The following is an 18,973-nucleotide window of genomic DNA, read 5'->3' as shown; positions in this document are numbered from 1 at the left end:
TATTTTAAGCTATATTGACTCTCTACCTTATAAGCCAATGGAATTGATTACACTCGAAACATCGGAATGAACTTTATCAAATGAAAGGTGATCTTTCATTTTATCAGTGACACTATCTATTGCTTTTCCAGACATATGATGGTTGAGGATTTCTCGTTTTGTCTTTATAGCCTGCTCGGCATCAGTAATATTTTCAAGGATCGAAGACAAATTCTTACGGTCTTCCTGAAATGCATAGCTTAATTGTTTTTTGATTGAATTCATCAACGCCAATTTTTGTTCTTGTCTCTTCTTCTCTTTGAACGCCGCCAATTGTTCAGGTGTCATTTCAGAGGTATTTACATTAGTGTTTGAAAAAATCGAAGTGCTTGAATGCTGACTCGTCACTCTTTGCATAAAACGGTCAGCATCTGTTGGTTTCTTATTCATAAAATCCATGTTTCTTTCTCTCCTTATGAAATCCCCATTCGACTGGCCGCTGCCAGATCTGCATCATGATACGCATGTCCCATATGTCCGAGATCATCTGCAATCATCTGTAGAAAGTGTTGCAGATTGAGCGCTGCATCTACTGCCTGATCATATTTTTCTTTTGAGTAAAAAAGGTGGTGCGGTTTGTTCATTTTGATCTTATTGATCAGATCATCGACATCGGAAACTGATAATTCATCATAGGCGCCAAAACCAACCATTCGTGTATGCATATTCCTGACATCCTCAATTGAATCCTTTACTTTGTCATCAATTCTTTCAATCTGGCGTATAATCTTAGACCATTCTGATTCAGCGATATGTTTTAACTGGGTGCTTGTATTCATCAATACATGTGACTTAATGAGAATCGAAACACCTGTATTGGCCTTCACATTCGTTGATTTCATTTGCTTAAGCATCGTTAATGCAAAGTCAGGGTTGTTCTTTAAAACATCATCCACAGTTTGGGCAGAGCCATCTGAATGGAAGCTGTATCGATCCAAGCCGTGACTTCCCATCAAGGCTTCAGCAAATAGTGTGATATCAAGAGATTGATTGCCATAATGTTTCAGTCCAAGACCCAGCATTTTCACTTCATCAGGGAGGCTATTATTCTGTACACCATTGGGCAAAGCTTCGTCATACATCACTTTTACTTTGCCTACTTCAGCAGCATCCCGATTCAGCAAGGATAATCCATCATTTAAATTAATATATTCTGTTAAACGGCTGCGAAACTCTCCCTTTAACGCCTGGGCTTTTACATCCTCAGGCAGGTTTTCATATATGTTAGGATTCTCGAAAGTGACACCGCGTTCTATAAAGTCATTCATCACGACTGCATAGCTTGCATTAGATCCGCCTAATGAGTGACCGGTGACTTGAATGTCAGCATTTTTAAAGTCTTTATGTATTTTTTTTGCATATTGATCTGCCTGAATGGCCTGGTTATCTGTTCCATCATCAAACGGCTTTTTGCCAACTAGATAACTAGTATCCATGTGAAGCCAATCTTGGATGATCTCATTTGCATATTCAGAGAAACCTGTTACTGAGTCAAAAGAAGACCCATCTTCTTCAGCTGGAATATTGATCCCTTTTTTCTCTAGTTCTTTAATGAGCTCTTCTCTTTTTCCACGCTGATTTGTTTCCTTAATCGTTTCTTTTAATTGGTTAGTGCTGATAGGTTCTGACCCGCGGTATGCGATGATGGCGTTTTGGATTTTTTCTTTGTCTTTTCCATTGTTTGAAATTGTATAATCTCTTTCATTAACAAGAGTTAAGGCATCAAGACCCTTTTCAGTTTTTTTATAATCAACAACATACAGCTTTTGGCCGTTGCTAATTTTTATTGTTTGACCAATGTGGTATTTTTTAAGGTTATATGCTGAACTGGAAATTTCATTATAATCTTCATCACTAATTTTTAAAGTGTTTTTTCTTATAGCCATTTCACTATTCCCCCAAACTTTACCTATCTTGTATAATAAAATAAAAAAGGATGAAATACCATGATAAATACCAAAAAAATACTAATTGTAGGGGCAGTTTTATTAATCTCACTAACATGTGCTTTTTATATTAATCATCAACTAAATAAACCAGAAAAATCGGAGGTCACAGGAGGTAAAAAAAATATGAATAATAAAGAAAAAAGCGAACAAGAAAAAGCAGAAGCATACGTTGAGGAAATGAAGCCAAAAATAGAAGAAGAGTTAAGAAAAGAGGATATTCATCATTTTATAAAGTCTGTGACTTTTGAAGATAAAGTTAATATAAACCCGATGGGAAGAATTGTAGTAAATGGTTATATAAATGACAACCCAGAGAAATTCGATTTTTCCGCAGATTTGATATACGAGTCCAATAAAGTTGATGGGATAAGCTATTCCCAAGATGTCTCAGACCGTTTCAGAGATTGGAGCGAATATAGCAAAGAGGTAAAAGATAAATATATCAAAACCGCATACCCTGATAAACAAGAGCGTGAACAATATTTAAAAGACATAGGGGAAATGAAATAATCTATGAAAAAACAAGCGCCATTTAAATTGCTAGCTTTTGTTAGCGTTTTGTTAATTTTAATGGTTGGCTTCATTTATGAAATCAAAAAAACGTCAGACACTTCTAAGGATAAAGAATACATAACTAGTAAAGAAAAAAGTGAACAAGAAAAAGCTGAAGAGTACGCTGAAAAGATGAAACCGAAAATAAAGGAAAAATTGAAAAAAGAGGATATTCATCATTTTATTAAGGATATTAAGTTTAATGAGAAGGTTACGATAAGTCCAATGGGAATGATTGAAGTTACTGGTTATATAAATAATGAGCCGGAAAAGTTCACATTTGATGCCTCTTTATATTATAAATCGAATGAAGTAGATTCAATTGGATATTCTAAAGAAGTGGGAGACCGTTTTACTGACTGGAGCAAATACAGCAAGAAAGAAAAAGAAGAATATATTAAAACCGCATATCCTGATAAAAAAGAGCGTGAACAATACTTAAAAGACATAGGAGAATTAAAATAAACAGGCGAAATGCCTGTTTATTTTTTCGAGACCGGCTTACTTCCTTCGCATCATCATCCCCCAAGCCGCCAGTCCGGCAATAACTGCCGCAGTTACCGCTGGGCGCTTTGTGGCCTTTACATAATAGCTTCTTGACCGAAGCCACCCTTTATTTGTCCCCCTGTCAGGCATGCCGTAGCCCGCATGGTAAAGCGCGCTTTCTTCACGCGGTTTGGACGGTCTTTCCGCATGCTGGCTGTAGTACATGATTTTTTCCATCAGCCTGTCGGTCAGCCGGGGGAAGAGTGCACCCAGCATGGCGATGGCTTTTGCCTGTGAGCCGATGTACATGTCGCGTTTCGGATGTTCAGCGGCAAACAGAATGGCTTCGGCTGCAGCTTCCGGCGGGTAGATCATAGAGCGGTAATGAGCCGGCTGTTTGTCCAGGTAGCTTCTGGCGTGTTCGTTGTAAGGCGTGTCGATTCTGCCTGGATGGATGAGTGTGACCGAGACGGGTGCCTGTTCTTTTTCAAGCTCCATTCGGATGCTTTCTGTCCATCCGTGAAGCGCGAATTTCGCAGACGCGTAGGTGGATTGTATAACGGTTCCTCTGTCGCCGAACAGGCTTCCTACATTGATGAGAGCACCCGGACCGCCTCTGCTTGTAAAGTGTTTGACGGCTGCCCTTGTTCCATAGACCGGACCCCAGAAATTGGTGTCAAACACGCGCTTCATGTCTTCGGTGGTAACATCCATGGCGTGTCCGAAAACCGAAACAGCGGCGTTGTTAACCCATGTGTCAAAGCGGCCGAATGTGCTGATCGCGGTTTCTGCGATGCGGTTGACGTCTTCTTCTTTTCCCACATCCGCTTTTACATAGATGGCTTCGTGCCCTTTTTTCTTTACTTCATCAACGAGCTCCTGAAGGGCGTCTTCATTTCGGGCTGCTGCGACGACTTTTGCTCCTTTTTCGGCCGCCATTCGCGCGGTGACGAGGCCGATTCCGCTTGTAGCACCGGTAATGACGATGACTTGATCCTTTACTTTTTTCAGTTTGAGCTTCGTTTTCGGGTTTTGCTGTTTTTCAAGCTGTTCAGTATTGGTGACCGTATCATCAGTTGTCATCGAGAATCCCCTCCTAGACATGTTTGTCTACTTTTACCCCATCCAGGAGGTTCTTACCCCTTTTGACAATCCCACGGTTCTTTTTTATATTATATAAGTCGCTCTACCATACCTAGGAGGGAATGTTTCAATGACTAGCAGAGGAGATTCACGTGAAAAAATCCTTCACACAGCGTCACGTCTGTTCCAGCTGCAAGGATATCACGCGACGGGCTTAAACCAGATTGTGAAGGAAAGCGGTGCTCCTAAGGGATCGCTATATCACTTTTTTCCGAATGGTAAAGAAGAATTAGCAATTGAAGCGGTTACATATACGGGTAAGATCGTTGAACATGTGATACAGAAAAGCATGGATGAATCCTCTGATCCTGTTGAAGCGATTCAGCGTTTTATCAAAAAAACCGCCAGCCAGTTTGACAATACGGAAAGCATTCAAGGGATTCCAGTCGGCTTGCTGGCGAGTGAAACGGCGTTAATCAGCGAGCCGCTGCGCACGGTTTGCATGAAAGTGTTTAAAAGCTGGGAAGCGGTTTTCGCCAAAAAATTAATGGAAAACGGATTTGCAGAAGAAGAAGCAAGCCAGCTTGGAATGCTGATTAATTCGATGATTGAAGGCGGCATTATGCTTTCTTTAACGAATAAAGACAAAACGCCCCTTCTTCTCATTGCCGAACAAATTCCAGTATTGGTGAGGAAAAAAGGGTAGCAATTTGTTATCCTTTCCCCTACAATTATATAGAACGGTCTAGTAGGAAACCTAAAATATATAGACTGGTCTAAATTGGAGGAAACAACATGAAAACGTTAAGTAAACATTCACTGCCCAAAGAAAAAGTGCCTTACTTGCTACGCAGCGGAGAGGGAGAGCGCTATTTGTTCGGCAGACAGGTCGCGACAGTGATGGCAAACGGAAAGAGCACGGGAGGTTTGTTCGAGATCGTGCTGCTTTCTGGGGGAAAAGGAGATGCCTTTCCGCTTCATATTCACAAAAATACGCATGAAGGGCTTCTTGTTCTTGACGGTAAGCTTGAACTGACGCTTGATGGAGAACATCATCTTTTAGTAGCTGGTGATTATGCGAACATTCCGGCCGGAACGCCGCACAGCTACCGGATGCATAGCCACAGAACACGGCTGGTGTCTTACACAATGAAAGGGAATGTCGCACATATGTATTCCGTGCTTGGAACGCCGTATGATCACGCTGAACATCCACCGCACGCAAGCGAAGAGGTATCAAAAGAGCGTTTTGCAAAAGCGGCTGAGGCGGCGGACATTATATTTGCGGAGGATGAAACCCCTGCCGGTGCTCCAAAACTAGTGGAGAATACAGAACTTCCGGCTGGCGTTGTTCCATATGTGCTTGAGTCTGGAGAAGGAGACCGCCTATTGACGGGCGATCAGCTTCACCGCATTGTGGCTGCGCAAAAGAATACGGACGGGCAATTTATCGTTGTATCATCTGAAGGTCCTAAAGGCGATCGCGTCGTTGATCATTACCATGAGCATCATACAGAAACTTTCTATTGCCTTGAAGGGCAAATGACGATGTGGGCCGATGGTGAAGAAATTCAGCTTAATCCTGGAGATTTCCTGCATGTTCCTGCCAACACTGTACACTCATATCGCTTGGATTCTCACTATACAAAAATGGTGGGTGTATTGGCTCCGGGCTTATTCGAGCCGTTTTTCCGCACGTTAGGAGATCCGTATGAAGGGCATATTTTCCCGAGTGAGCCTCAAGCTTTGCGATTCGACCGTGTCTTGCAGAATATCGAGACATTAGATTTAAAGGTCATGAAACCATAATATCTCCGCCGGGCTTCCTGTGAAGCCTGGTTTTTATTGTGAAGGTGACGAGATTGTAAGGTTTTTCCTTTGCGCTGCCACCTAAATCGATGTTTCTTCGCTTCTTTTTTTCATACGATTGAGGTATAGAAAAAAGGAGCGTGATTCATATGGCTTCATCACAGCCGACTCTGACAAATGAGCGTATTGGTGTGCTTGACGTGTTAAGAGGAATTGCCATTTTCGGCATTCTATTTGTGAATTTGGCGCACTTCAGTTATCCGGATATGTATTTGTCTATGCTTGAAAAGGATAATTTTTTCACGGAAAAGTGGTCTGGTGCCGACTTTGCTGCAGCAGACATATTGAAATTTTTGATTCAAACCAAATGTATTTTACTGTTTTCATTTTTATTTGGGTTTGGCATGGTGGTGATGATGGAGAGAGCGTTAAGCAAAGGAAAACGTTTTGTCCCGCTTTATATCAGAAGATTATTGGCACTCTTCATCTTTGGAACCATTCATGCTTTTTTGATATGGGACGGGGATATTTTAACGGAATACGCCCTGCTTGGTTTGGTTTTACTTTTGTTCAGAAAAGCAAAGCCGAAAACACTGTTGATATGGGCAGTCTCTTTGTATCTCCTGTTTTCTCTTCCGTTCATTTTGGCAAGCTTTCATCAAGCAAACGGACAAGAATGGGCACAAGCAGCCATTCAGCAAGCGAAGCAGGCGCTGCATGCTTACGGAAACGGCAGCTTGAAAGATATTGCGGAACAGCGAATCCACGATCGGCTCGTTTATATGTCAATGAATGGCATGCTGACCTATAATCCGCTGAATTTCTTTTTTGCCTCCATCCCATATTTCAGTATGTTTTTGCTGGGCGCCGCGGCGGCAAAATCAAGATTGCTGCATCAGCCGGAAAAGCACCGCAAAGCGTTAAAAAGAGTATGGCTGTTGGGGCTGGTCATTGGCATCAGCGCTCATATATTGTACAGTGTGACCGAAATAGAAGTATTTTTGCTGGTTGGAGCACCTTTTCTTATGTTTTTCTACGTCACAACGATTGTGTATCTTTATCATAAGACAAGACTGGCTAAGCCGCTGCAATACTTTTCCGCAGTCGGGAGAATGGCATTTACCAACTATCTCATGCAATCAATCATTTGTACGTGGATTTTCTATCATTACGGGTTAGGGTTATACGGAAAAGTATATCCGGCTGCGGGCGTGCTGATCACGATCGCGGTATGTGCCCTTCAAATGATCATCAGCCATCTTTGGCTGCGGGCATTCCGAATGGGGCCGTTTGAGTGGCTTTGGAGGAGCCTTACGTATATGAAATGGCAGCCGATCTTGAAGAAATCAAGATAAATAAAAGTCTAGACTCATATTGGAGTTTAGACTTTTTCATGTTTTCAATTATTTATATACAACCCGTGTACGGCAAATGATGTCATGAAGGCCTTTTTTCTCTCCGAATGCCACCATGATAAAACCGATATAAAAGATAATTCCAGATAATATGTACGCAAAGTAACGGCCGATTGCCTGCCCGATAGACACGCGTCCGCCTTGTTCATTGACTACTTTCAGCCCGAGAATTTTCTTGCCGAGCGTACCTTGCATTTTAGAAGCTGTAAGCAGCCCGTAATATAACACACTGATGACGATCATAATCAGCATGGCTGGTAAAAAGGCAAGCGTTAAGTATTTCACCATATATTCGTCTTTTGTCATGTATGGGTCTGTTGCGATGGATCCAGCGATAAATACGGAATTGATAATAAATAGAATAATATAGCTAGGAACAGATACAATAATGCCATCAATCAAATAAGCTAAAACACGAATCCAAAATCCTGCCGGTTTTTCCATGTATATTTCTCTCTCCTTTGAATTAATCTGGAACAGTATACTTTGTAAAAAAAGCTTTTGCAATATGATATGGTGATAAAATCCTGATATTACTGAAAAATGAGTCTTTTATCCTTTCTCTTCTACTATATAAATATACTAGAGATGATTAAAAAACATGTCTTATACATTATTAGAAGCCATAAAGCAGTGCCAAATGACTGAGGATGCGGTTCGTTATGATGAGAAAATCGGCTTGCTTCCGCCGGTTAAACGAAAGGCGAACGGCCATCGGGTGTTTAGTGAGGATGACAAGAAACGTCTGCTGTTCATCAGATGTTTGAAGAAAACGGGCATGTCTTTAGAGGAAATGAAGCCGTTCCTCAGCCTGCAGGAACAGACAGATCGCTTGGATAATACTCAGCGCGAGCTGCTAAGAAATTACCAGGAGAAATTGAAACAGAAGCAAAGTGACTTGCAACAGGTGTGGGAGCTGATCGAAGCGAAGCTGGAGAAATTAAAGCGGTTTGCTGAACAAAAACAAGCGGAGCCGGCACAGGTCGCTTTGTCATGGCTGCTGCATCAGCCTGGGATTGATTTGATCATCCCTGGAGCCACTCGGCCTGGCCAACTCAAGACGAATATCAAAACAGCAAATCTTCATTTATCAGAAGATGAACTGAAACAAATGGATCAGATGTTCAGTTCTTAACATTTTTTCCAGTTATACTCTATTTCAAATGAATGGAGTATATCTTTTTTTATGGGTGTTTTTAGAAATTCATCGATTTCTATTAGATTTTACCTTATGATAATAAAGGTTAATATTTCTATTTTGGGAGGTGGTGTCAATTGAACATGTCCAGAAAAAATAGCGTGGTGATCATGACTGCGATTTCTGCATTCCTTTTTTGCGCTATGATTGCTGCGGCTTCACTTTCTCCGCTGGCAGACACGGGGTCCTCAGCCAATCAGTTCAACTCTATCGGTATGTGGTCGGCAATTGGTATGATACTTGTTTTCTATCTCATTCCTATCCTCATTTACATGCTGGGTGTGGATGCAATGAGATATGTGATGGCGGCGCTTTGCGGCATGGGTTTGCTGATTCACTTATCTACTGCCGCCATTGTGCTGATGGTCAGTATATTCAGTGACCATCCGCTCTCTGATGTGATCACTGTGATGGGGCTCTGTCTCGCTTCAGCGGCTGTAAACATCATTTGGTTTTTTGCAGCGTTTCGTTCTGCGCCAAAGAAACCTGTCACAAGGGATTTTACATAGTTTTCTATTTTGTGTTAATGCATGATTTTTCTGTGAACTACATTTATTTATTGTTATGAAACTTTGTCGGGGATGATAGAAAAAGAGAACCTGCAAGATGATGCAGATTCTCTGAACCATGTTTATTTAGCTGCTTGAATAAACACACCTTTTTCATGAGAAAACTCTTTAAATCCGTATACCCCATGGTAAGAGCCGATTCCGCTTGTATTTACGCCGCCGAATGGCAGGTTGATGTCACTGAAATGAACGACGACATCATTGATCGCTGCATTTCCTGATGTGGTGTGCTGAAGGACGTTGTCGATCAGGTCTTGGTTGTGGCTGAATACATAAAGCGCGAGCGGTTTATCGCGGTCATTTACGTAATCAATGACCTCATCGATGTCTTCATAGTTCATCATCGGCAGGATCGGTGCAAAGATTTCTTCCTGCATGATCTTCATATCTGGCGTAACGTTTTTTAAAACGGTTGGCGAGATCGTACGGTCGCTTGCATCAAATACGCCGCCGAACACGACTTCCGCGCCTTTCTCGATGGCATCGTCGTATAAAGCTTTGACGCGGTTAAAGTTGCGGTCATTGACAATTTGCGTAAATTTGTTTCGATCCGGCGTGTAATCATCTTCCATAAATCCTGCGTTGACAATGGTTTGTAAAATGCCTGCGAACTTGTCCTGCACGTCTTTTTTAATGAAGATATAATCCGGTGCGATGCAGGTTTGGCCGGCATTTACGAACTTGCCGACAGCAATTTTTTTCGCTGCGTCCATTAAGTCGTATTCACTGTCGATGATGGTCGGACTCTTGCCGCCAAGCTCAAGCGTGACAGATGACAAGTGTTTGGCGGCGGCTGTCATGACGATTTTTCCGACATTTGTGCTTCCGGTGAAGAAAATGTGGTCGAACGGCTGATCAAGAAGCTCAGTGGCCACTTCAACCTCTCCTTCAAAAATGGCAACTTCTTTTTCGTCAAAAGCATCTCGGATGACTTTTGCGGCAATATTGCTCGTGTTCATCGTAAAGTCTGACAGCTTCACAATGGCGCTGTTTCCTGCAGCGATAGAAGCGGCAAGCGGCGCCATCGTCAGCATAAACGGGTAGTTCCACGGACCGAGTATAAGCGTGACGCCTTTAGGCTCGTACATAAGGATTCCGTTGGCATCAGAGCTTAAGGATGAACCGACTTCTTTGGGTGCCATCCATGTTTCCAGGTTGTTCATATTATCTCTGATCGCTTTTTTTGTACCCTCGATTTCCGCTTTTTTGACCTCGTGATACGGCTTCCGCACGTCTTTGCGGATCGCTTCGATGATTTCCTCTTCATGTGCAATGACGGAATCCAAAAAGCGCTGAAGCTTTTCTTTACGCTGTTCCGCTGTTGAAGCGCGCAGCACTTTTTGCTGTTTTTTCTGAAGCTGGAAGACGCGCTGAATGTCGTCTTTTACTTGCTCTTCCATTGTAAAATCCCCCTCATTTGCTTTCTGCTTATCTCGGAACTATTATAAAGTGGTATCTTTTCTATAAGAAAGACAACGGAGAATCATCTATACGTTACCGTACATATATCGAACATCTGTCTAAGTTTGGAGGTGACTCTTTTGCCGGAATCTGCTGAGGCTCAAATCAAACAGGCGCTTCTGGATTTATTAGAAAAAAGGGATATTCGACAGATTACAATGAAAGAAATTGCTGAACACGCACAAGTGAGCCGCGGGACACTCTATCTTTATTATGAAGACAAGTTCTCCATTATTGAGGATGTAATCGTAGACATGAAGGAAGGTCTGGGCGAGGCGCTCTATAACGCCTTCAAGCATATAGACACATTCCATTTAAATAAAAAGCGGCACACCGTGCATCCGACTTTGTCTTTTGTCCACGAGCATCGATCCTTTTTTGGCACGATGATGAACAGAGGACAGTTTCATCGTTTTTTTAAGGATGTGTTTCAGCAGGATGTGTTGCTGGCACCGATTCATGTGAATTTGACGCCGATCGAACGGGAAATTTACGGACATTACCGGGCCTTGTACACGTACGCGATTATCCTGTATTGGCTGAATGAGGATGCGGAGGCGTCTCCGGAAGCCATCAGCCAAAAAGTATGGGAGCTCGTTTCTCAAAAGCGGTTTTATTGGCTGTTTGGACAGGCTCCGTCATGGGAGCGGCAGGAGGACAAGCAAATCGACAGGCGTGTGGTTCGAACGAGAGAAGCGCTGCAGAAGGCTTTGCTGGACGTATTGTCAGAGAAAAAAGACTACGCGGCCATCACGATTTCTGACATTACCCGGAAAAGCAATATCCGCCGCGCAACCTTTTATGATCACTATGCCAGTAAAGAAGAATTGCTGCAGACCATCATTCAGCAAGCGTGTGCGGAGATCATAGATCACCTGTCGATTGCCTTCAGTCCGAATGAGCTTTCTTTAGAGGAAGCGAGGGAGGCGCTCGCCAGCCTGCTTTCTGCTTTAGACCGCATGCCTATTGTCCATTTGCTCAATCGGGACTGGGGTGTTCCTCATGTGATACCCGAGATGCTCAAAGCGTTGGAATCATTTTATCTACATCAGCAAACTAATATTCCTGCGGAGAAAAAGCTTTATGCCTATTATGTATCGGCGATGATTATCGGGCTGATATTGTATCGGCTCGATGAAGGGAAGGCGTATGCGCCGGAAGTGCTGACGAGGGAGTTTTTGCAGTTTTTGGATGTGAAGAAGTATAAGGTTGTATTGCTTTGAAGTGCCCGGAGACTTAATCCGGGCTTTAGGTCGTTATGATACTTGGTCTTTTGATTTTCTTTCTTTTAAGGTGAGATTGAGAAATAGAAGAGACAAAAGAATAAAAACAATATTCACCGTCCAAGACTTCCAGCTTACAGTGGGGAACAATACTGTATTAAAGAAAAGGCGAACGATTGAAGAGAATAAAAAGAGTAAAAATAACAGTTTGTTTTGAAACATGATTCTATACGTCCTCTACCTTTCTTAAAAAAATAAAATGCCTCAAAGCAGATGCTCATCTGCTTTGAGGCATATATGCACACTTCTCTTGATGGGAATTAATGTAAGTTTAATGTATCTAAAAAATAATCAATATATCTTTTTGAATCAACAATAATAGATACATCAGTCTGCATGCCATTTTTTAAGTGTATTTTTGTTCCGTTATTTTTAACTATTTCTTTGCTTTCTATTTTGCTTTCAGCAATATAAAATTTTTGCCCATTTTGATCACTAATACTGTCTGGACTTATTTTGATAATGACACCTTTAATGGTTTGATTTGTATTTTCAATATGGAATCTTACTTCATCTTTTTCATTAATATTTGTGATCTCATGACTCGGAATATAAATGTTAGCTCTAAGCTTCTCTTTATCAGAGACAATAGTCAAAATAGCAGTGCCTGCTTGTAAATTGTCACCTGGAGATATATTTGTTAGTACATTAACATAGCCGTCACTAATTGCTTTTATTTTATATTTTTCTAATTGTAAATCTATCATCTTTAGATCATCTTCTTTTGATTTAAGAGTGGTCTGAAGATCTGTTTGCTTTTGAGATGTTTGATTTAGCAAGTTTGTTTTAAGCTGTTCAATTGAAAGCTTATAATTTGTTTCCTCTGAGTTATCGGAATCACTGTCAGAATCGTCACTTTTCATTGAACTGTTAATCTCATCAAGTGATTGATTTAATTCGTCTTTTTCTTCACTTAGTTTTACTAGCATATCTTGTTTTAAACTTTCAAGCTGTCCGTTTAGATTCTCTTTCTGCTGTGAGAAACTGTTTTTATCGAGCCCATCTTTCATCTTCCGTAGATCATCAAGCTGCTGCTCTACATTTTGTTTGTTAGTTTGATAACTATTATAGTAAGAATTGTACTTATCATCCTGTTTGGCAAAGGATTTATTGTTTTTAATGGAGTCTTGCAGATCAGAAATTCTTTGAAGCTTTAGTTTCACTTTGTTTTTTGTCTTATCCAGACTATTTTTTATGCTTATTTTCTGCTTCTTAAGTTTTTTCTGCTGAGTTTTTGCATTTTCTTTTGATGACTCTAACAAATTACTTTGTTTTTCATATGAGAGATATTGATCTTGATAACCCCAATGATCGTTCTCGCTGAATAAATTTTTGTCATTTTCAATACTTTTTTTTAGAGTTTTGTTTAACGCAGCTTGTTCTTTTAAATCTTTGATATCTTCTTTAACAGCTTTTTTCTGCGCTTGGATTTCAGTATTGTCTAGAGTTAATAGAGTATCTCCCTTTTTCACCTTATCAACCTGTTTAATATCAACTGTTTTTACTTTGCCGGCTACTTCGTTTGTTACGTTGCTGTTAGGCTTGGTATATTGGATGTCAGCTGTCGTTTTTAGAATCACTTCTTTCTTTCCATAGAAACTAAAAACAATACATGCAATAAGTAAAGCTATCAGTATATATGTAAAGAAAACACCAATTGGTTTGGGTTTTGATTCGTAGAATTCTCTGCTATCCCTCAAATCATTTAAATTGAAAAAGTTACGTTTCATCTAAATTGTCACCATCTCTCTCGATGGCATTTGGTTCTCCCACAACTCATAGTACTTGCCTTTTTTCTTCAATAAATCATTGTGGTTCCCATACTCTATGATTTCTCCATTTTCCATGACAAATATTTTGTCGCAATTCATAATTGTACTCAAACGATGAGCAATTATAATCGTAGTTACATCAACAGTCTGATCGTATATCATCTTTGATATTCCCTGTTCGGTTGTCGTATCGAGATTGCTAGTTGATTCATCCATTATGAGAATGTTAGGTTTTCTTAATAATGCTCTGGCAATTGCGAGTCTTTGCTTCTGGCCTCCAGATAAATTAGACCCGTTTTCTTCTACAAGAGTATCGTATCTCATTGGTAAATCATTGATAAAATCATGTACTTTAGTTTGTTTACATACTTCTATAATCTCTTCAAAGGTAAAACTGCCTGAGTTCCCAAGCAAAAGGTTTTCAAGAATTGATCCTTGTATAAAATGAGATTCTTGAGGTATATAACTTATGCTTTCCCTTAACGCATTGATGTGAATATCATTTATATGATAACCATTGATTGAAACCTCACCTGATTCAGCTGTATAAAATTTCATTAAAAGCTTAGTCAAAGTAGATTTTCCTGAACCGCTTTCTCCAACAAAGGCAACTTTCTCTCCTTTTTGAATATGCAGTGTAATATCTTTTAAGATGAGCCTTCGAGTTCCGTATCGAAAATTGATTTTTTTAAAAGAAAGCGGACCTGTAATTGACGACGTCGATGTTATTCGCGCCTCTTTCTCTATTAATTCGGGTTCTAGCTTTAGAATTTCTCCGAGCCTTTTGGACGCAACAGAAGCTGACTGAAGCTTAGATTGTAGGCCGATGATGTTTTGTAAAGGATTTAAGAAGTAGGTTAATAAGGCATTATATGTAATAAGCTGACCGATAGTAAGGGTGCCTTTCATGACCTGAGTTGATCCGATCCACAGTATCAATGCACCGCTTGCTAAATCCAAAAACATTTTTATGGAACTCTGAAGGTTATCAATAACTCCGTGTTTAAAAGCTGATCGTAAGTATTTCACAAATCTTTTTTCTGTTTCAAATGACATCATATATTCCGCATTGTATGCTTTAACAGTTTCGATGCCGTTAAGCGTCTCAACAATCTTTGAAGTCAGCTGCGCATTGTTTTCCATTTCTGTGTTATTTATATTTTCGTAGGGTTTTATAAAAATCCAAACCGTCAAAATATAAAAAGGTATGAAAGCCAATGTGATGAGAAATAAAGTAGTATTCTGCAGATATAAGAAAATACCAACCATAATAAGCATAATGGTATCGAGTATGACCGAAAGCGATGCACTGACAACCGCATCGATCACTTTATTAGCATCAGTAAATCTGGATATAATTTCGCCGACTTTTCTATTGCTGAAAAATTTCATTGGCAAAGTAAGCACATGTTGAAAGTATCCAAACATGATGGAGATACTTAATTTTTGACCTAGGAGAATCATTAGGTATTGCCTAAAACCTATTAAGAAAACCTTAAATAAATACATAATCAAAAGGCCGATTGAAAGAATATGTAATGTGTTACTTAATCCATTAGGTAGGATTTGATCGATGATCGTCTGAAAGTAAAAAGTACCGAGGATCCCGAAGACGGTAATAATAAAGGATGCTAAAAACGTATGTATAATCAACGATTTTTGCTGAAGAATCAACCTGAAAATATCGGCACTTATATTACTTGTCTCGGTCTGTTTTTTATAAGTCTCAGTAGGTGCTAAAAGTATTAAGATGCCTGTCCAAATCTTAAAAAAATCATCTTTTTGATATGTAACGAGCCCTTTTCCAGGATCCGCAATGATAATTTTATCTTTACTAATTTTATGTATAACAACGTAATGCAATAATTGTTGATCTATAATAATATGTGCAATTGCTGGAAGAGTAATGGACTGATCAAAAGCTGTATGCTCTGCACGCACAGCTTTTGCTGAAAACCCCAACTGTTCGGCGGCTTTTACCATTCCAAGAGCACTAGTACCTTGTGTATCAGTTCCAGCAATGTCACGTATATAAGCTAGAGAGAGCTTTGAGCCATAATGTTTTGCAATTGTTGATAGGCAGGCTGCTCCACAATCTTTTTGATCAAGTTGTCGTACACAATGATATCTATTAAAAAACATATACTACTCTCCATAATGAAGGTCATTTTTTAGAATATATATAATATAAAGAATAGACATCATTTTATTACATTTTCATGGTTTGTCAACCTTTTTAAGGTAAATATTTATTGTTATTTAGAGCTTTTGGCACGTTTATATAATATAAATGCGTAATTGATATAGATAAGATATAAAGCAAGATTAAATACACCTAAGTGAAAAAAATAAGAAAGAGATATACAAAATAAACCCCCTGCGATTATAAAGATATAGAACAATTTCATTTTACCAACTCCTATAAATGTTAAAATTCATTGTAAGATATAATAGACAAAATGTAAAATATATATGGATAAATGCAATATATATTTTGCATAGGTTTTTTATATATGATATGCTACAGATAAATAAACCAATGGAGACTTGCCAATGAATAATAATTTGAAGTTGGAAAGAACAAGAGCGAATTTAACACAGGAACAACTTGCCGAAAAAATTGGAGTGACAAGACAGACGATTGGATTAATTGAAAAAGGGAAGTATAATCCTTCTTTACAATTATGTTTGAAAATTTGTATAGAATTGAAAGTTACTCTGAATGATGTATTTTGGACGCATAACAGGGAGGAAGAAACTAATGAAGGATGAGAGAATAAGTCATATTGAAAATAAAATAGGTCATGAAAGCTTTCTTTTAGTAATTGCTTTGGTTTTTGTCTCTTTTATACTTTCGATTATGTTTAAAATGCCGAGCACGTTAATGACAATTATCATATTGTTTGTTGGAAGCGGATATTATGGATTAAGAGCTATGTTAAAAGGCATTTTAAGAGTAAATCTGAAAAAGAAGAAGAAGAGTTCGTACTTTCTTTTAATTGTTTTTACTTTTATTCTGTATATGGCAACGTCGGTATTATTTAAAATCATTACATTCCCTTTTACAACTAAAGAATTCTTATTCCAAATTCTTATGTATATTTTATGGCTAATTCCTTTTAGTCTCATCATGTATACTACATATAAATTTTCAAACAGGCAGCAGAAAAAAGAATTAGAGAATTAATTAAGAGAGCTTAACCTAAATAACTGAATTAGGTTAAGCTCTCTTTTACTATATATAAATTGATCGATAGGTTATAGATGATTTTATGGAAAAAACTATTGATTTAGGATTTATTATGTAATATTATAATTCCCATGGTAAATTTATACTAGTTATTATTATTTACCTGAATAACTTTGAGGAGGAATATTGATGAACGCAAAAAGCATAAAAGACGTTGAACTTCAGGCATTGACTCTTGAAGAAGCTGAACAAATTGATGGAGGAAGTTATGCTAAATATCTTGGCAGTGCAGTAGTTACAGGTGCTGGCGCAGGTGTAGTCGGAGGAGTTCCAGGTGTTATTCTTGGTGCCCATGCAGGTGCAATTGCAGGGTCAGTTGGTTATTTAGGCGGGTCATTAATCGCAGGAAAATGGCTTTAAGGAGGGAATAGCATAAATGGAAAATAATAATCGTCTTTCAGAATTGAATGTAAAAGAAATGGAACAAATTGATGGCGGAGGCTGGAGAAGTGCCCTTGGCGGAGCTTTTTCAGGTGCATTAGTCGGTGCTTCAACAGTAGGCGTCGGTGGAGCAGCTGTTGGCGGACCCGTTGGTGGTGCCGGCGGAGCAATTACTGGCGGCATAGTTGGCGGTATAGTTGGCGGAATAAACGCTTGGTAATAAAAATACATAAAGAACTAGTTTGAACATTATGTAACAAGACCGGAAAGAGTATATCTTTTCTCGGTCTTGTTATATTTGTATTTATATATACATAATGTTTTGTAGCGTCTATTTATTATAAATTCTTTTAACTGACTATCTCAGTTATTTTGTTTCTTCCTTCCATTTCTCATCAATCAGCATCTTGCCAGGCCATGTATACGCCATGATGCCGCCGTCTGCGGTGATGTCTTCGCCTGTGACGTATGAGCTGTCGTCAGAAGCGAGGAACAGCGCCACCGTCGCCATTTCCTTCGGTTTGCCGAGGCGGCCGAGCGGTGTGATCCATTTGTTGGCTTCGCGGAATTTCTCGCCCATTTCCTGTTCCTTGGTGCCAGCTAATTTGTCAATAAGCGGCGTTTCAATCGTACCCGGTGAGATGGAATTGACCCGGATGCCGTTTCTTGCGTAATCAATTGCCATCGCTCTTGTCAGGTTTGTGATTCCGCCTTTTGCGGCGTTATAGCCGGAGCGGTCAAGGTCCGCAGCCCTGCCTGACATGGAGGAGGTGTTGATGATGGAGCCTCCCTTTTCGAGCATAAGCGGAATCAGATATTTGCTGCAAAGAAACGTGCCGCGCAGATCGACTGCGATTATGCGGTCAAACAGATCTACGGGATATTCGTGCACTTTTCCGCCTTCTTGATCGACGCCGGCGTTGTTAAAGAGAATATCAATCGTTCCGTACGCGTCTTTGAGTTGATCAGCAAATTGCTTTACGTTTTCTTCATCTGACACATCAAGGTGAAAAGCCTCAGCCTGTCCTCCGTTTTGTCTGATCGCTTCGACTGTCTCTTTCATTTGATCTTCATTCATATCGCCGACAATCACACGCGCGCCTTCATTGGCAAAAACCTCTGCCGTTGCTTGTCCAATGCCTGTCGCAGCGCCTGTGATCACAGCGGTTTTGTTATCAAGTCTTCCCATAACACGAATCCTCCTTTTTCTTTTTGTCTTCCCGCTGTGTGCAGTGATAAACATGTGAGAAAAGAAATGCCTGCATATGTTAAAATGAACTGGAAATTGTTGGGGGTTTTATGTGTTTTGAAGATACAGCATAAGAAGGAACTCAGATTTTATAGTCTCATTACGATTCCGGCTGCGTTTGCTGTGCTGACTGTCATCTCTTTTTTATTGCAAGAGATTACGTTTCCGGTTACAGCTAGCGCATTTCTGAATGCTTCATGGCATAATCTATTGTTTCTGATACCGTTCTGTTTGTTTTTCTATCCGGTGCATATTTGGATGAAGCGGGAGTTTAGCCGATGGAATGATGCAGGACAAAAGAGAGGCTGATCCTCTCTTTTTCTTATCAGACTGTCTAGAAAAAATAGTGAAAACACCCCCAACTAATGTTAAATTTACATATATATGCATCTATTGATCTTTGATGAAAATCGTATTGACATGAGTCGTCATTTATGATAAATAGATGCTGAAAAGAGTTTACATAACATCACAAAG

21 protein-coding genes are annotated in these 18,973 nt (G+C 39.7%); 13 read left to right on the top strand and 8 right to left on the bottom strand.

Annotation, left to right across the window (positions count from 1 at the left end; all coding sequences use genetic code 11):
- Positions 1 to 27 precede the first annotated feature (27 nt).
- Together NYE43_RS21055 and NYE43_RS21050 are read right to left on the bottom strand one after the other, a co-directional pair.
- On the bottom strand, positions 28 to 438 hold the full coding sequence (locus NYE43_RS21055) for a hypothetical protein (RefSeq protein ID WP_024123478.1): 411 nt from the start codon (positions 436 to 438) through the stop codon (positions 28 to 30).
- A 14-nt stretch (positions 439 to 452) separates the two neighbouring features.
- On the bottom strand, positions 453 to 1,925 hold the full coding sequence (locus NYE43_RS21050) for a lipase (RefSeq protein ID WP_341062636.1): 1,473 nt from the start codon (positions 1,923 to 1,925) through the stop codon (positions 453 to 455).
- Positions 1,926 to 1,985: 60 nt separating this feature from the next.
- On the opposite strand from NYE43_RS21050, the gene NYE43_RS21045 reads away from it, so the two are divergent.
- Together NYE43_RS21045 and NYE43_RS21040 are read left to right on the top strand one after the other, a co-directional pair.
- The gene (locus tag NYE43_RS21045) at positions 1,986 to 2,498 is read left to right on the top strand and encodes a DUF1433 domain-containing protein (RefSeq protein ID WP_101865052.1); all 513 of its coding nucleotides are present in this window, start codon (positions 1,986 to 1,988) and stop codon (positions 2,496 to 2,498) included.
- A 3-nt stretch (positions 2,499 to 2,501) separates the two neighbouring features.
- Positions 2,502 to 3,005 carry a DUF1433 domain-containing protein gene (locus NYE43_RS21040; protein WP_213418175.1) on the top strand — a complete coding sequence of 168 codons (504 nt, stop codon included), beginning with the start codon at positions 2,502 to 2,504 and terminating at the stop codon, positions 3,003 to 3,005.
- Between the two features lie 36 nt (positions 3,006 to 3,041).
- On the opposite strand, the gene NYE43_RS21035 is transcribed toward NYE43_RS21040, so the two are convergent.
- On the bottom strand, positions 3,042 to 4,109 hold the full coding sequence (locus NYE43_RS21035) for an SDR family oxidoreductase (protein ID WP_341062632.1): 1,068 nt from the start codon (positions 4,107 to 4,109) through the stop codon (positions 3,042 to 3,044).
- Between the two features lie 130 nt (positions 4,110 to 4,239).
- On the opposite strand from NYE43_RS21035, the gene yxaF reads away from it, so the two are divergent.
- The 3 genes from yxaF (at position 4,240) to NYE43_RS21020 (ending at position 7,273) form a co-directional block, all read left to right on the top strand.
- Positions 4,240 to 4,815, top strand: a complete 576-nt coding sequence (gene yxaF / locus NYE43_RS21030; RefSeq protein ID WP_198098236.1) for a transcriptional regulator YxaF — start codon at positions 4,240 to 4,242, stop codon at positions 4,813 to 4,815.
- Positions 4,816 to 4,904: 89 nt separating this feature from the next.
- On the top strand, positions 4,905 to 5,918 hold the full coding sequence (locus NYE43_RS21025; protein WP_095712614.1) for a quercetin 2,3-dioxygenase: 1,014 nt from the start codon (positions 4,905 to 4,907) through the stop codon (positions 5,916 to 5,918).
- Between the two features lie 149 nt (positions 5,919 to 6,067).
- Positions 6,068 to 7,273, top strand: a complete 1,206-nt coding sequence (locus tag NYE43_RS21020; RefSeq protein WP_341062628.1) for a DUF418 domain-containing protein — start codon at positions 6,068 to 6,070, stop codon at positions 7,271 to 7,273.
- A gap of 48 nt (positions 7,274 to 7,321) precedes the next feature.
- On the opposite strand, the gene NYE43_RS21015 is transcribed toward NYE43_RS21020, so the two are convergent.
- Positions 7,322 to 7,777 (bottom strand): RDD family protein, encoded by a 456-nt coding sequence (locus NYE43_RS21015; RefSeq protein WP_095712616.1) that lies wholly within the window; start codon positions 7,775 to 7,777, stop codon positions 7,322 to 7,324.
- A 157-nt stretch (positions 7,778 to 7,934) separates the two neighbouring features.
- On the opposite strand from NYE43_RS21015, the gene NYE43_RS21010 reads away from it, so the two are divergent.
- Together NYE43_RS21010 and NYE43_RS21005 are read left to right on the top strand one after the other, a co-directional pair.
- Positions 7,935 to 8,468 carry an aldo/keto reductase gene (locus NYE43_RS21010; RefSeq protein WP_341062626.1) on the top strand — a complete coding sequence of 178 codons (534 nt, stop codon included), beginning with the start codon at positions 7,935 to 7,937 and terminating at the stop codon, positions 8,466 to 8,468.
- A 146-nt stretch (positions 8,469 to 8,614) separates the two neighbouring features.
- Entirely contained in the window at positions 8,615 to 9,040 is a 426-nt protein-coding gene (locus NYE43_RS21005; RefSeq protein WP_341062755.1) for a DUF5391 family protein, read from the top strand.
- Positions 9,041 to 9,162: 122 nt separating this feature from the next.
- Here NYE43_RS21005 and NYE43_RS21000 read toward each other — a convergent pair whose 3' ends face one another.
- On the bottom strand, positions 9,163 to 10,500 hold the full coding sequence (locus tag NYE43_RS21000) for an aldehyde dehydrogenase family protein (protein ID WP_341062624.1): 1,338 nt from the start codon (positions 10,498 to 10,500) through the stop codon (positions 9,163 to 9,165).
- A 141-nt stretch (positions 10,501 to 10,641) separates the two neighbouring features.
- Here NYE43_RS21000 and NYE43_RS20995 point away from each other — a divergent pair, with 141 nt between their 5' ends.
- A complete protein-coding gene (locus NYE43_RS20995) occupies positions 10,642 to 11,784 on the top strand; it encodes a TetR/AcrR family transcriptional regulator (protein WP_213418168.1) in 1,143 nt (380 codons plus the stop codon).
- 320 nt (positions 11,785 to 12,104) lie between these two features.
- Here the strand turns inward: NYE43_RS20995 and NYE43_RS20990 are convergent, their stop codons facing one another.
- Both NYE43_RS20990 and NYE43_RS20985 read right to left on the bottom strand, forming a co-directional pair.
- A complete protein-coding gene (locus tag NYE43_RS20990; protein ID WP_341062621.1) occupies positions 12,105 to 13,574 on the bottom strand; it encodes an HlyD family efflux transporter periplasmic adaptor subunit in 1,470 nt (489 codons plus the stop codon).
- Positions 13,575 to 15,758, bottom strand: coding sequence for a peptidase domain-containing ABC transporter (locus NYE43_RS20985; protein ID WP_024123465.1), 2,184 nt, complete (start codon positions 15,756 to 15,758; stop codon positions 13,575 to 13,577). It lies immediately after the preceding gene.
- Positions 15,759 to 16,169: 411 nt separating this feature from the next.
- Here NYE43_RS20985 and NYE43_RS20980 point away from each other — a divergent pair, with 411 nt between their 5' ends.
- From NYE43_RS20980 to NYE43_RS20965, 4 genes are all read left to right on the top strand, one after another.
- Complete coding sequence (locus NYE43_RS20980; protein WP_024123463.1) at positions 16,170 to 16,388, top strand: helix-turn-helix transcriptional regulator; 219 nt, start codon at positions 16,170 to 16,172, stop codon at positions 16,386 to 16,388.
- Positions 16,378 to 16,803 (top strand): DUF6773 family protein, encoded by a 426-nt coding sequence (locus NYE43_RS20975; RefSeq protein ID WP_024123462.1) that lies wholly within the window; start codon positions 16,378 to 16,380, stop codon positions 16,801 to 16,803. Before NYE43_RS20980 ends, NYE43_RS20975 begins: the two co-directional genes overlap by 11 nt.
- A 192-nt stretch (positions 16,804 to 16,995) precedes the next feature.
- A complete protein-coding gene (locus tag NYE43_RS20970) occupies positions 16,996 to 17,226 on the top strand; it encodes a hypothetical protein (protein ID WP_024123461.1) in 231 nt (76 codons plus the stop codon).
- Between the two features lie 16 nt (positions 17,227 to 17,242).
- Positions 17,243 to 17,467, top strand: a complete 225-nt coding sequence (locus tag NYE43_RS20965; protein WP_024123460.1) for a Blp family class II bacteriocin — start codon at positions 17,243 to 17,245, stop codon at positions 17,465 to 17,467.
- 147 nt (positions 17,468 to 17,614) lie between these two features.
- On the opposite strand, the gene NYE43_RS20960 is transcribed toward NYE43_RS20965, so the two are convergent.
- A complete protein-coding gene (locus tag NYE43_RS20960; RefSeq protein ID WP_024123459.1) occupies positions 17,615 to 18,436 on the bottom strand; it encodes an SDR family oxidoreductase in 822 nt (273 codons plus the stop codon).
- A gap of 117 nt (positions 18,437 to 18,553) precedes the next feature.
- Here NYE43_RS20960 and NYE43_RS20955 point away from each other — a divergent pair, with 117 nt between their 5' ends.
- Positions 18,554 to 18,805 carry a hypothetical protein gene (locus NYE43_RS20955; protein ID WP_095712621.1) on the top strand — a complete coding sequence of 84 codons (252 nt, stop codon included), beginning with the start codon at positions 18,554 to 18,556 and terminating at the stop codon, positions 18,803 to 18,805.
- The last annotated feature ends 168 nt before the right edge of the window (positions 18,806 to 18,973 follow it).

The sequence above is a fragment of the Bacillus sp. FSL R5-0434 genome, assembly GCF_038004745.1.
Classification (GTDB): Bacteria; Bacillota; Bacilli; order Bacillales; family Bacillaceae; genus Bacillus; species Bacillus halotolerans.
Note: the sequence above shows the minus strand (reverse complement) of the source record. Positions and strands in the feature narration are given on the sequence as shown.